The sequence below is a fragment of the Vibrio satsumensis genome (assembly GCF_050337435.1).
Classification (GTDB): domain Bacteria; phylum Pseudomonadota; class Gammaproteobacteria; order Enterobacterales; family Vibrionaceae; genus Vibrio; species Vibrio satsumensis.
Genome location: NZ_JAKJSX010000007.1, coordinates 288,960 through 302,282 on the forward strand (window position 1 = coordinate 288,960; position 13,323 = coordinate 302,282).

The 13,323-nt window shown below is 44.4% G+C and carries 11 protein-coding genes; 3 read left to right on the top strand and 8 right to left on the bottom strand.

Annotation, left to right across the window (positions count from 1 at the left end; translation table 11 throughout):
- Positions 1-236: 236 nt before the first annotated feature.
- Entirely contained in the window at positions 237-740 is a 504-nt protein-coding gene (locus tag L4C44_RS10595; protein WP_372383960.1) for a VC2046/SO_2500 family protein, read from the bottom strand.
- A 248-nt stretch (positions 741-988) separates the two neighbouring features.
- Positions 989-1,573, bottom strand: a complete 585-nt coding sequence (sodB, locus tag L4C44_RS10600) for a superoxide dismutase [Fe] (RefSeq protein ID WP_004734050.1) — start codon at positions 1,571-1,573, stop codon at positions 989-991.
- A 269-nt stretch (positions 1,574-1,842) separates the two neighbouring features.
- Between sodB and L4C44_RS10605 the strand changes: the two genes are divergently transcribed.
- Together L4C44_RS10605 and L4C44_RS10610 are read left to right on the top strand one after the other, a co-directional pair.
- Positions 1,843-2,181: a Grx4 family monothiol glutaredoxin gene (locus L4C44_RS10605; protein WP_004741702.1), complete on the top strand. Its 339-nt coding sequence runs from the start codon at positions 1,843-1,845 to the stop codon at positions 2,179-2,181.
- Between the two features lie 98 nt (positions 2,182-2,279).
- The gene (locus L4C44_RS10610) at positions 2,280-2,909 is read left to right on the top strand and encodes a DsbA family protein (RefSeq protein ID WP_146492255.1); all 630 of its coding nucleotides are present in this window, start codon (positions 2,280-2,282) and stop codon (positions 2,907-2,909) included.
- A gap of 42 nt (positions 2,910-2,951) precedes the next feature.
- On the opposite strand, the gene L4C44_RS10615 is transcribed toward L4C44_RS10610, so the two are convergent.
- The 4 genes from L4C44_RS10615 to rnt form a co-directional block, all read right to left on the bottom strand.
- On the bottom strand, positions 2,952-7,310 hold the full coding sequence (locus tag L4C44_RS10615) for a transporter substrate-binding domain-containing protein (protein ID WP_428804993.1): 4,359 nt from the start codon (positions 7,308-7,310) through the stop codon (positions 2,952-2,954).
- A 46-nt stretch (positions 7,311-7,356) separates the two neighbouring features.
- The gene (locus L4C44_RS10620) at positions 7,357-8,700 is read right to left on the bottom strand and encodes a response regulator (protein ID WP_428804994.1); all 1,344 of its coding nucleotides are present in this window, start codon (positions 8,698-8,700) and stop codon (positions 7,357-7,359) included.
- A gap of 273 nt (positions 8,701-8,973) precedes the next feature.
- Entirely contained in the window at positions 8,974-10,299 is a 1,326-nt protein-coding gene (locus L4C44_RS10625) for a Na+/H+ antiporter family protein (protein WP_048659751.1), read from the bottom strand.
- A gap of 65 nt (positions 10,300-10,364) precedes the next feature.
- Entirely contained in the window at positions 10,365-11,009 is a 645-nt protein-coding gene (rnt, locus tag L4C44_RS10630) for a ribonuclease T (protein WP_017632534.1), read from the bottom strand.
- Between the two features lie 188 nt (positions 11,010-11,197).
- Between rnt and motY the strand changes: the two genes are divergently transcribed.
- Entirely contained in the window at positions 11,198-12,079 is an 882-nt protein-coding gene (motY, locus tag L4C44_RS10635; protein ID WP_428804995.1) for a flagellar protein MotY, read from the top strand.
- A 102-nt stretch (positions 12,080-12,181) separates the two neighbouring features.
- On the opposite strand, the gene L4C44_RS10640 is transcribed toward motY, so the two are convergent.
- Complete coding sequence (locus tag L4C44_RS10640) at positions 12,182-12,616, bottom strand: DUF2753 domain-containing protein (RefSeq protein WP_004734047.1); 435 nt, start codon at positions 12,614-12,616, stop codon at positions 12,182-12,184.
- A 200-nt stretch (positions 12,617-12,816) separates the two neighbouring features.
- The gene (gloA, locus tag L4C44_RS10645) at positions 12,817-13,233 is read right to left on the bottom strand and encodes a lactoylglutathione lyase (RefSeq protein WP_428804996.1); all 417 of its coding nucleotides are present in this window, start codon (positions 13,231-13,233) and stop codon (positions 12,817-12,819) included.
- Positions 13,234-13,323 lie beyond the last annotated feature (90 nt).

The window sequence follows — 13,323 nt, forward strand, 5'->3', positions numbered from 1 at the left end:
TTAAATTTCATACGATGGGTGTGAATTGGTTCAAACTAAGCTGTACCCATTAATAAGTTTTTATGAACTTAGTGGCAAGTCACATTTTGCAGTAACTTCAAGCGGTAACCAACATCTGGTGTTTGTAGGTTGCCTAAGGCTGGTGGTTCATATCACTCGTGTGAATGCTTTAAGGACGTGAGTTAATCGAAGAATAGCGGTGGATAGACAGCGAAAAAGGGAAAGGTAGGTGACCGCTATACTTGAGCTTGAATTTGATACTGACGTTGCGCTGTTGTTAACTCATTGTAGAGCGTGGCGTGTGGCAAATCAGGGAAATGCTTGTTTGCAAGTTTACGTCGATCATGACCAGAAAGGTTTTGGTAAACTTCTTCGGGTAAGTCAGCCGTATCTTCAGGCATAAAGGCAAGTGCTTCAGGTTTCAAATAGTGGCTGAGCTTGGCACTGGCAAGGCTTGCTTGATGAAAATGATTAGATTGCTGAGCTGAAATTTCATACGACGATTGGTTTGAACGCAGTTGTTGTGGTTCTGCTACGCCAAATTGCTTGCGCAGGCGATCTTCAGTTGTCTCTGTGATTTCAATGGTGTCTATCGGCGTGCAATCACGAACATCATTAGAGAACATAGATAACAGCAACGCGAAATCTGCACGGCGACCTTGCTCAACCGCTTGGCTGATCCCGATGCCGAACTTCAGTTCGTTGATGATTCCTGCTTTGTCTAAAGTATGTATTTGCATGTAGCCTCTCATTGGATACACCTTTAACGGCATGGAGTCGGCAAACTTTAGTGTTTAATTACAGGCGAATAGAGAATTTATGCAGGGCGATTAAGAAAGGTAACAATAGGTTAAAAAGCAGTCTTGATTGGCTGATTTGTTTCGTAATGTTCGTATTGATAGGAGTACGACAGATACAAAAAAGCTCACGCCGAGGCATGAGCTTTCAATAGGTAACTCGCTATAAATAGCGCAGCTTAAGTAATAGATTACTTAGCTAGGTTCTCTTCTACGAAAGACCAGTTTACTAGGTTCCAGAATGCAGCCATGTAGTCAGGGCGAACATTGCGGAAATCGATGTAGTAAGCGTGTTCCCATAGGTCAACAGTTAGAAGTGGAGTAACACCTTCTTCTGTTAGAGGAGTAGCAGCGTTAGAAGTGTTAACGATGTCTAGAGAACCGTCAGCTTTCTTAACTAACCAAGTCCAAGAAGAACCGAAGTTGTTGATTGCTGAATCAGTGAATTTCGCTTTGAATTCTTCGAAAGAACCGAATGCAGCGTTGATAGCTTCTGCAACAGCGCCTGTTGGTTCGCCGCCTGCTTTAGGAGCAAGACAGTGCCAGTAGAACGTGTGGTTCCAGATTTGAGCAGCGTTATTGAAAACACCACCAGTAGAAGTCTTAACGATCTCTTCTAGTGTTTTGCCTTCAAACTCAGTACCTGGGATAAGACCGTTTAGCTTAACAACGTAAGTGTTGTGGTGCTTACCGTGGTGGAAATCTAGCGTTTCTGCTGAGATGTGTGGTTCTAGTGCGTCTTTCGCGTAAGGAAGAGCCGGTAGTTCAAATGCCATTGCTCAATTCTCCATTGATATGAAAGAGTTAACTCTTTCGATTGCTTCCAGTGATATTATTATTCATGGCTCGCTATACTGCCAACCATGGTCAATTTGCTGACTTGCGATATAGTTTAGCAAGTTTTTACTTTATTAAAAGCTTATTTCATCACTTTTGTGTGAATTGTTAGCTTAGCTTGTTAACCGCTTTTTTTATATGGTTTTTATTCTTTTGGTTTGGGGTAGAATAAAGGCAATAAAAGCCGTAATCCATTAACGAGGAAGCAATGGAAACTATCGATAAAATCAAACAGCAAATTGAAGAAAACACTATTCTACTGTACATGAAAGGTTCTCCTAAGCTACCTAGCTGTGGTTTCTCTTCTCAAGCGTCTCAAGCTCTAATGGCATGTGGCGAGAAATTTGCTTACGTAGATATTCTACAAAACCCAGATATCCGTGCAGAGCTTCCAGCTTACGCACAATGGCCAACTTTCCCACAACTTTGGGTTGAAGGTGAGCTAATCGGTGGTTGTGACATCATTCTTGAGATGTTCCAAAAAGGCGAACTTCAGCCAATCATCAAAGAAGCAGCAGCTAAAGTTGCTGGTGATGACGCTGAGTAAGCTCTAGCCTTTGCGCTGAATAGTTAAAATGAGGGGCCTTAATTAGGCTCCTTTTTTGTTGGAATTGATAGAAGAGTCGACTCGATAAGGAACGAACAATGAACGTAAAACTTCATTATGTGCATGATCCAATGTGCAGCTGGTGTTGGGGATACAAGCCAACGCTTGAGTTGTTGAAACAACAATTGCCTGCGAGCATTGAGTTTAACTACGTTGTGGGTGGCTTGGCACCGGATTCTGATGAGCCAATGTCAGAAGAGATGAAAGGCAAACTGCAAGCGATCTGGAAGCAGATTGAAGCTAAGCTAGGTACCGAGTTTAACCACGAGTTTTGGACTGAGTGTAAGCCTGTTCGCAGCACTTACCCTGCGTGCCGTGCTGTAATCGCCGCAGGTTTTCAAGATCACTACGAAGCGATGCTAGAAGCGATTCAACATGCGTACTACCTTCGTGCGATGTTGCCACACAGTAAAGAAACGCACCTGCAGTTGGCTGAAGAGCTAGGCATGAACGTACAACAGTTTGAAAATGACCTTTCTAGCAAGTTATTGGAAAGTGAATTAGATGACCAGTTAGGCTTTAAAGAAGCGATGGGTGTGTTTTCTTACCCGACGTTAATGCTTGAAGTAAATGGCATTTTTAGTGAAGTTGAACTGGATTACCATTCAACTGAAGCGACGCTTAAGTCTATTCGCGGAATTCTAGTGAATAACGCTCCCGCTGCATAATCCAGCGAGAGCTGTCTGTATTAACGCAACGACTTCTAAGGTTTACTCATAAGAGTAAGCCTTTTTTTTTGTCTGACGTAGTTGGTTTATCTCCTCTGTAAACCGTTCGAATGTGGTAGTGACTTCCGCGATTGATGCTTCAATTGTTGATTCGGCTTGCTCTAAGCCCGTGGCTTCGGTTACTAGATCGTTTGCTTGCGCCTCAATGATTGCGAGCGGAGAAGCAATCGTGTCACATGCCACCATTTTTGCTGCGCCTTTAAGTCGGTGTGCCGTGGTTTTTAGTTCTCGGTATTCCTTGTTAGCCCACAGGTCGTTTATCCGTTCATTATCTTCCATGAAGCTTACGGCAAACTCAGCAAGTAAGGTCAGTACGACATCGTGATCGTCGAAGAGATCATAGAGGGTGGCGTAGTCGATCACTTGATTGTTGGTATCGCTGAAGGAGTCTCGGGCGCTTGCAGGAACGAGGTCTTCGCTTGGCTCTAGGCTCTGATTATCCTCAAAGCTTTGTTCAATATCTTGGAACAGCATCGAAAATTCATTGGCTTCTTCGTCTTTATTGGTTTCCTCGTCTTTAGGTGAATAGTTTGATGAAGCATTGACTTCCTGATTCTGTGCCTTTGATTCCTTTGCATCGTAAACATCAGTTTCACGTACTGGGTTGGAATCGTCGATTGCGGGCAGCCACTTCTCAATGGTTAATCTCATCTGCTTAATCGAAACGGGTTTAACCAAGAAGTCATCCATGCCGTGCGCGTAGCAATTAGCATCTTCACCTTGCACTGCATTTGCAGTCAGCGCGACGATTGGCAGTCTTTGAGTTTCTTGGTTAAGCTCCTCTTTACGTTGTTCTATTTGACGAATACTTGATGCAAGTGTGTATCCGTCCATTTCGGGCATGTGGCAATCGGTTAGCAATAGGCCATAGCATTTATCTTTCAAGGCGCTCAGGGCCAACACTCCGTTATCAACGATGTCGGCGTGGACACCAATATTTTCAAGCTGTTTGGCGATGACTTGCTGGTTGATGGGATGATCTTCCGCGACCAGAATCAGCCTGCCGTTGAGTTCAGCTTGTTCGCGAGTCTCTGTGGCGAGCGGCGCTTTAGTTTCGCTGTCTAATGGCGAGATTAGACTGTCGTGACTGACGGGCTTCGTTAGAACGTGAACTAAGTTATCGGGCAGCAGCGGATTCACCGACAAGCACCAAGAGTTGCCTAAAGGCTCTGGTGAGAGCATTGGGTTTTGGTTGATCACAGTGAAGCGTGTTGAGCTCGTGTGTTGCTGGATCCAAGCATCGGTAATCGCCAGTTGTTGCCACACAGACATCGCAACAAAGATGTGTTTGGGCTGATGTTTGACGACCATCTCTTTAAGTAGGTGTTTTTGATTTATGTGCAGAACCTTTGGCTCAAGATCGAAGTGTTTCAGATATCGACATAGCTCTTCTTGTTGCAGAACGTAGCCGACAATATATACCTCGTATGAGTGATTACCCACATCTAGTCCAATAGGATTCTCAACCTCCGAAGGGCAAATCAGCGTTTGTGGTAGAGCCAAAGCGTTGCTTACTGCATCTTGAAGAGTACAAGTCGGGAGGGTAACGGTAACCGTAAAGTGGCTGCCTTTTCCTTCTTCACTCGACAGTTCTATGTTGCCATCCATCTGTTCTATCAATTTCAAAGCTATAGATAGTCCAAGCCCTGTACCACCAAAACGGCGGCTAGTGGTTTTGTCAGCTTGTTCAAAAGGCTGAAATAAGCTTTGTTGTCTGTCTTTCGGGATACCAATACCCGTGTCTGAGACGGTGAGGCTAATTGTTTGTTGATGTTCGTTTTTCTTAATGACGTCGACATGTAACGAAATCGTGCCATGTTCGGTGAACTTAATCGCATTATTGAGGAAATTGTTTAGAATTTGGTGGAGTCGTATGTCGTCTGCAAACAACCATTGAGCGAGATTCGGATCTTGCCAATAGTGGAAAGCCAAGCCTTTTTGCTGTGCGTGAATGGACTGCGGCTGTACGATGCGCGCTAATACTTTGCCAAGCTCAATTTCGGTCGGGTTAAGCTCTAGTTTTCCTGCTTCAATTTTTGAGTAATCGAGTACGTCATTAACGATGTGTAGTAAGTTACGAGCCGACTGATTCAATCCTCCGTGTAGGTTGAGCAACTCTTCACTCAACTGATGCTCCTGCATTAATTCCAGTAACCCTAAGATCCCGCTAATTGGGGTGCGAACCTCATGGCTGATAGTCGCCAGGAACTGCGACTTAGCGGCGGTGGCACTTTCAGCTTTCTGGCGGGCGTTGTCTAAAGCCTGTTGCTGTTTTTTCAGTAGGGTGATGTCTGTAATCACCGTGTTCCATTCGATAGCCTTGTGGTTCGATATCTGGCTATTAAATTTCACCCATTTCAGTTCACCAGACTCTAACTGGACTTGCTGTTCGCTTTCCCAATGCCCGGTTTCAATAGCATCAAGCATACTGGCTTCAAACTGGGGTAAGTCATCCTTCGAGATAAGTTCGAAAAGATGTTGAGGATGCTCTTTTACGTTATCCACCGATAAACCGAACATATCGGTTACACCGGCGCTGACGAAGCTAAATTGGATATTCAAAGGCTGCTTGGGGCTTGTTTGAATATGTTTTAGCACCACTCCATCTATGTTGTCGGCCAATGTTTGCAAATGAGCTTCTGCGGCTTTGGCGCGTTGTTCTGCGACTTTTCGCTGCTCGATTTCTGCTGCCATTTTACGGTTCCAGAATACGATCACGAAAATGACCACAAAGATCCCAAGCCCGATGATCACTGACCATTTAGCTACTTCGCGTGGCGACAAACCTTCTTGGTATTCGTAGGTTAACCATTTGTTTTCCAAACGCTCTAGTTCGTTGGCAGGCAATGCGCCAATGGCTTTGTTGAGAATGCTCAACAGCATGGGATGGCGGAAGTTGACTGCTAGAGCCAAAGGAGCACTGTTTTGCTCATTAATGGTGCCAGTGATTTTGAATTGCCCTACATAGTCTTGATGCAATAAAGGTGCAGCATGATGAAGTGAAGCAAGCGCGAAACTGATTTCGTCTTTCTGTAATGCTTGGAATGCGCTGACGTGATTGATGTAAGGGACGGCTTGGCAAGTCAGGCAGAGAGAAGGTAGAACCGTTTTGCCTCCGGAATCTTGAATCACACCAATATTTTCGGTGCCACTTGGCGCAAAGTTACCTAATCGATCAGAGCGACTCAATAACACCCAAGGTTCAAAACTGTAGGCTTGAGTGAAGTCTATGTATCGCGCTTTATCTGTGGTTGGAGTGATGTTGGTTAGCACCATGGTCTCGCCATTATTGAACGCGACCTCTGCCGCTTCTGGTGTTAGGTAAGTGGTACTTTCAAATGATACGCCGAGCACATTACTTATCAGATTTAACACATCAGCAGATAAGCCTGAGTGTTGTTGTTGCTCATTGGTAAAGTCGTAAGGATACCAATTGGAGTGTGTGCCTACAGGGATGGAAGGGTTGTTATCAAGCCAGTTCTTTTCGTCTTGGGTTAAGTTCAATGTTCCATAATCCAGCAACATCGAGTGTTGAGAGGGAGCAAGCCATTGGTTGTAAATCGATTGCAGAGAACCTTGCTTGATGTCCTCTAAAGCAAAGTTGATTCGGCTGAGTAGTTTGTGTTTTCCTTTTTTGACTGCAAAGTGCAAGTGGTCAGCTGGAAGGTCAGGAAGAACCGATAGTGTAAGTGAGTCTTTAGGTTGTTCTCGCAGTAACGCAGAAAGCGCAAGTGCATCACCAATGTAAGCATCAACACGATTCTCTTCAATCGCGGTGAAGGCCGCTTGTGTGCTGTCTAGCGTGGTAATTCGACTCTCTGGAAGTAAACTAGGTAGGAGATCATTGAGCGCAAACCCTTTCTCTAGCGCTAAGTTTGCGGTTGCCAGTTCACTCAAGTCGTTTATTTTCAGATTTTGAGTAATGACCGCTCGTCGAATCGAGAACATGGGTTCACTGAACGTCATATATTCTTGGCGCTCTTTGGTCGAAGAGACGCCTACCAACAAATCTAATTCACCCTGTTCAAATGCACTGAGTACGCCGCTAAATGTAGGGAATAGCTCGATTTTATATTTGAAGCCTGCGTTTGCCGATACCTCATCCAACATGCTGATGAGTAGTCCTTCAGAAACAATGTTCCCAGAGGGCGTTTGATGTTGGTAGCTATAAGGAACCATGTTGTAAGAAGGTAGGCCGACACGTAATACAACTTGGTTATTCGACGAGTTTGCTAGAGGTGTACTTTCAGCAAGGCTGTGCAGTGGCCACATGAATACCGTAAGGCAACTCAATAGAAAGGCGACACACCACGTTTTCGTTTTTGTAGCATTGTTCTGCATAAAGACATCCTGTCGTTTACGTACTCATTTGGGTTTGACGGTGTGCTCAACTAACGGCGGCCAAAGGCGCTTTGGTTAGTGTGGGTAATGCAAAATTGTCTGCTTGCTGTAATGCCATACGCTGCAAAAGGGCGAGGCTGGTATGGTCTGCTTTTAGGTGGATCTCAATTTGGCGCTTTATTTGATCGACTTTGTCTTGTAGACCCAAGGCTTGATAACACAGTGCTAATAAGAAGAAAGCTTCGACATCATTGTCTGAGAACTCGTTCATTGAAATACTCTCAATACGCTCTTTTGCCACCTCATGCTGTTCGAGTTGAATGAGTTGTAAGGTTCGACAAAGCTTCAACAACGGCTTACTGAGTGCGTACGACTTTTCAGAATGAGAGAGCCTTTGCCAAGCCCCTTCAGGCTTCCAAAGTGCTAGCTCTTTTTGAGTGAGGGTTAAACTGTCTGCCCATAAGATCAGTGCTCGCTTACCAGCAGAATCCCAAATCGAGTGGGGAATGAGTTGAGCAAGCGACTTGAGGTGTAGGGTCGCTTGTTCAACATTTTTATCTAACAGTTGTAGCCAAACCATGGTGTTGGTCAGCTCAATATTACTGCCGTTTACGGTGAGCACTTGGTCGATTAGCTGGTTAGCGGATTCGAAGTCACTGGTATTGAGGCAGATCTTGACCTTAAGTTGCTGCAATTTGATGTTGCGTGGATTGTTTTCTATCAAGCTATCTATCTGACTGAGCGCGTCGTGATAATTCTGTTTAGCGATATGGATTTCAACCAGCTTAACCTTGGCAGGCAAGTAATCATGGAGCTGCAGCAAACCATTTAACATGGCTTGTGCGTCATCGAGGTGGTGATTCTTAATCAGAATGTTTGCCATGTAGATTATGGCGTCTTTCAATGTCGATGGGTCAGGGGCTTTACCAAAGAGTGGCTTTACCGCGTTAAGCCCATTCTTAAGATAGGCTTGCTCTAATGTCGAAAAGTATTGCTGTCGACACAGGGCTGATGTCACTCGTTTTATGATGTCATCGGCTCTTATTGGCTTGATCAGGTAGCCATCAGGTTCGAAGTGAGCATAGCCAAAGAAGATGTCTTGGCTATCATTACCCGTCACTATAAACACAAGGGTTTGTGGTTTGATTAACTCTTTCTGCTGCAAAAGCTCAAGCAGTTGTAAGCCATTACTACCTGAGCCTAAATCATGGTCAATCAGTAATATATCGAATCGATGTGCGCGGCAAGCCTCAATGGCATTTTGGGCATTGGAGGCGCTGATTACATTGTTGTTCGGAACACCGAGTTTGATAAGCAGTGCGCGTGTCGCACTTTGAATGACGCTGCTGTCATCAATGATGAGGTAGCGCGATCGGGCGAGTATATCCATATAGTAGCCTTCTGACGTATTGAGCCTTGCCACTTTGTCTTCTATGAATTAGCGGCTTATTTATTAAACACTTAAGTGTAGAAGTGAATTTAATGAATAGCCATAAGTTGCATATCAATGCGAACGGAATAATGTATAGAAAGTGATGTTGGTTCAGAGGGGAGTTTGTCTAAAAATTAAGGCTTAAGAAGAGAGTAAGGCTAAATTCAAAAAAGACCGCACGAGGCGGTCTTTATAAAAGTGAGCGTAGGACTGTTTAACTACAGAACCTAATTACAGAACCATGGCTGCAATCCAACCGAATACGATCAGTGGGATGTTGTAGTGCAAGAATGTTGGTACTACAGTTTCCCATACGTGCTCGTGTTGACCATCAGCATTAAGACCCGATGTAGGACCTAAGGTTGAGTCAGAAGCCGGAGAGCCCGCATCACCAAGTGCTGCAGCTGTACCTACTAGAGCGATCGTTGCCATTGGTGAGAAACCAAATGCTGCCGCTAGTGGAACGTAGATAGTCGCAAGGATTGGAATCGTAGAGAACGAAGAACCAATGCCCATCGTTACGAGTAGACCAACCACTAGCATAAGTAGCGCAGCTAGAGGTTTATTGTCACCGATGCTGGTTGAAAGAGCTTCAACCAGAGATTCAACGCCACCCGTTTGCTTCATAACTGCCGCGAAACCTGCCGCTGCAATCATGATGAAACCGATCATTGCCATCATATGAACGCCCTTGGTGAAAACATCTTGTGTCTCTTTCCAAGCAATGACGCCACCGAAGGTAAATACCATGAAGCCCGCTAGAGCACCGATGATCATAGAACCCGTCGACAGTTGAACTGTTAGCGCTGCTACGATACCAGCCGCTGCAACTAGGATGTGCTTCTTATTGATCTCTTTCACTTCTGTTGAAACAACAGTGTGAGAAGTTTCTTTGTATTGGCGAGGCTTACGGTAAGTAAAGAATACTGCGGTAAGAAGGCCGAAGATCATGCCTGCTGCTGGTAACAACATTGCCATAGGTACTTGGCTTGCTACAACGTTTTCAAGACCATTGTCGTGAAGGTTTTTAAGCAGGATGTTGTTTAGGAAGATGCCGCCAAAACCAATCGGTAACACCATGTAAGGCGTAATCAGACCAAAAGTAAGCACACACGCAACTAGACGACGGTCTAGGTTCATTTTTGCGAATACGCCTAGTAGAGGTGGGATTAAGATTGGGATGAAGGCGATATGTACAGGAATCACGTTTTGCGAAGACATGGTTACTAAGATCAACGACGCAAGGATGCCGTATTTAAGACCAGTCGATGCAGCACTGTTCTCTTTGCCGTGAATGCGTTTGATAACACTTTGAGCAAGGAGATCTGTGATACCAGAACGTGAGATAGCAACAGCGAATGTACCAAGCATAGCGTAGCTAAGTGCGATAGTTGCACCGCCACCTAATCCACTTTCGAAAGCCGCGACTGCATCGTTCAAGCCCATACCAGAGGCTACGCCACCGATAATTGCGCTGAACGTGAGAGCAACGACTACGTTTACGCGCATCAAAGCTAAAACAAGCATGATGCAAACTGAAATTACAACAGGATTCATATTATTCTCGGGATGTTGTGTTTTTTATGAAGGCAATACGAGTGAACGTTTACCGACTCTATTTTTTATTCTTCGTCAACAAGAGGCCAACCACCAAGGGCTTTCCATTTGTTTACAATGCCGCAAAATAACTCTGTGGTTTTTTGCGTATCATACAAAGCAGAGTGTGCTTCTTTGTTGTCAAATTCCATCCCTGCAGTGCGGCAAGCTTTAGCCAAAACGGTTTGACCGTAGGCAAGACCACTAAGAGCTGCAGTGTCAAAAGTAGCAAATGGATGGAAAGGGACGCGTTTAAGCTTACAGCGCTCACTTGCCGCATTAACGAAGTTCAAATCGAATGTAGCGTTGTGAGCAACCATGATTGCGCGACTGCAATCTGAAGCTTTTTGTTCTTTTCTCACTAGCTTGTAGATTTCTTTAAGGGCTTCTTGTTCCGACACAGCACCACGTAATGGGCTAAATGGGTCTTTAATTCCGTTAAAGTCTAATGCTGCCTGCTCTATATTTGCGCCTTCAAAAGGCTCAATGTGAAAATGAAGCGTTGATGCAGGTTGCAGATCTCCGTTCTCATCCATTTTTAATGTAATGGCACAGATTTCTAATAATGCATCGGTTTCTGCGTTAAACCCTGCGGTTTCCACGTCGATGACCACTGGGAAATAGCCGCGAAAGCGTTTTTTTAGGGTCAGAGCTTCGTTTTCTACAGTCATGTTAGCCCAAATGAGTGTGATTAAGGCTGCATTATTGCAGATAATAGCAGTGATAAAAACTAGGGAAGGGCAATAAATCACAAATTACCTAACCCATTTCGGCTTGATAATTGCATATTTAAACGCGAGAGAAAAATGCGGCAATTGGCTGCATTGTTAAACGAATTGCTTAAGAGATACTCCACTTTATGAAGAAACAACTCATAACAGGTTCAATGCTATTTTCGCTTCTTATGTCGTCATCGGTAATGGCACAAGAAAAGCGTTACGGAGCATCTCCTCAACAGTCAACGTGGGAGATGGTGGCTAACACGCCACTAGAATGTCGCTTAGTTCATCCAATCCCAAATTTTGGTGACGCTGAGTTTTCATCTCGTGCGAGTAAAAAAATCATTTTGGACTTTGAGCTTAAAATGCGCCGCCCAATGGGTGCGACTCGCAATGTTAGCTTGATTTCAATGCCACCACCTTGGCGTCCGGGCGAAAGTGCTGATCGCATGACAACCATTAAGTTCTTCCAACAATTTGATGGCTACGTAGGCGGACAAACGGCTTGGGGTATTTTGAGTGAGCTGGAGAAAGGGCGTTACCCGACATTCAGTTACCAAGAGTGGCAAAGTCGAGATCAACGTATCGAAGTGTCGTTATCATCGGTGTTGTTCCAAGAAAAATACAATGTGTTCAGCGACTGTGTTGCCAACCTATTGCCTTACAGCTTTGAAGATATCTCTTTTACTATTTTGCATTACGACCGTAATAGCGATCAGCTGAATAAGTCGTCACGTAAAAGGTTGAGCCAGATTGCTGATTATGTTCGCTACAACCAAGATATTGATCTTGTGCTGGTGGCAACGTACACCGATTCTGTCGACAGCAAAGGCATTAGCCAAAACCTTTCAGAGCGCAGAGCTGAGTCGTTAAGAGAGTACTTTAAGTCTCTCGGTTTGCAAGAAGACCGTATTCAAGTACAAGGCTATGGTAAGCGTCGTCCAATTGCCGACAACAACTCGCCAATTGGTAAAGACAAGAACCGACGCGTTGTTATCTCATTGGGTAGAACGCAGGTTTAGCGCCAATAAAATCTAAAGCTCAAATTAAAAAGCCCGTCGTCATGACGGGCTTTTTGTATTTGAATCAATGAACTAAACGTTGCGTCTGCGAAAGGAGCTTTCCTAGTTAAGACGGAAACGAGCAATCATTTCACAGTTGGTCGCGGTATCGATCTTTTCGACCATAGAAGCAATTTTAGGGTTGGGATGGCGTTTCATGAAATCGATCAGCGCTTTCTTACAGCAACCAATTGAATCAATAAAGCTAGAACATTGCGTGTTAGGGCATTGAGGGATAAGAGTCAGCACTTTTTCTGAAGCCAGTTGAAGATACTTAAGTTCGTACTCAGTATCACCGGCCCAGCGCCAGAATTGCGCAAGATTGTGACAAGAAATCACTGAAATCAGTAGGCGTTCATCGGCCTGAATATCGGTACGTTCTGTAATTTCTTCGCTTAAGTTCAACGCTTGCTGATAGTGAAGAATACTTCGTACAGGATCATCGAGCTGCAATGCCGTATCGGCGAGTAACGTGTGTTTTTCCCATTCGCTAATCATTGTATTACCTCACTAATCAATAGGTGGTTAATTTAAATGATAATCATTATCATGTAAAGTTTCATCAGTGAGATTGTTAATAATAATTGGTAAAGAATATCGATAATGGGGAGAGTGATAAAAAAGAAGCGAGCACTATGCTCGCTTCTTTGTTCATTTCATCAGGCGTTCTAGCCTAATCTTGCAAAGGTATTTAGGGATTAACCCTCTAGACCAGCGCTTGCTTGTTTGTTTTGGATCAGCTCAATCATGTAGCCGTCAGGATCTTTAACGAATGCGATGTGCGTAGAGCCACCTTTTACAGGGCCAGCTTCACGTGTCACATTACCGCCTGCTGCTTTAATAGCAGCACACGTTGTGTAGATGTCATCAACACCGATAGCAATGTGACCAAAAGCTGAGCCAAGGTCATATTCAGTCGTACCCCAGTTGTAAGTCAGCTCAATCACAGCACCTTGAGATTCGTCACCAAAGCCAACGAAAGCCAGCGTGTATTCGTACTCTTTGTTTTCGTTCTTACGTAATAGCTGCATACCCATTACATTGGTGTAGAACTCGATAGACTTGTCTAGATCACCAACGCGTAGCATGGTGTGTAAAATACGACCGTTTGACATGATTTGCTCCTAGCTTTAACTATGTATACGTTTTTGTAATTCTGTTTTATGCCGCTAGAAAAACGCGGCGCTTTTTAGCCAATAGGCCTG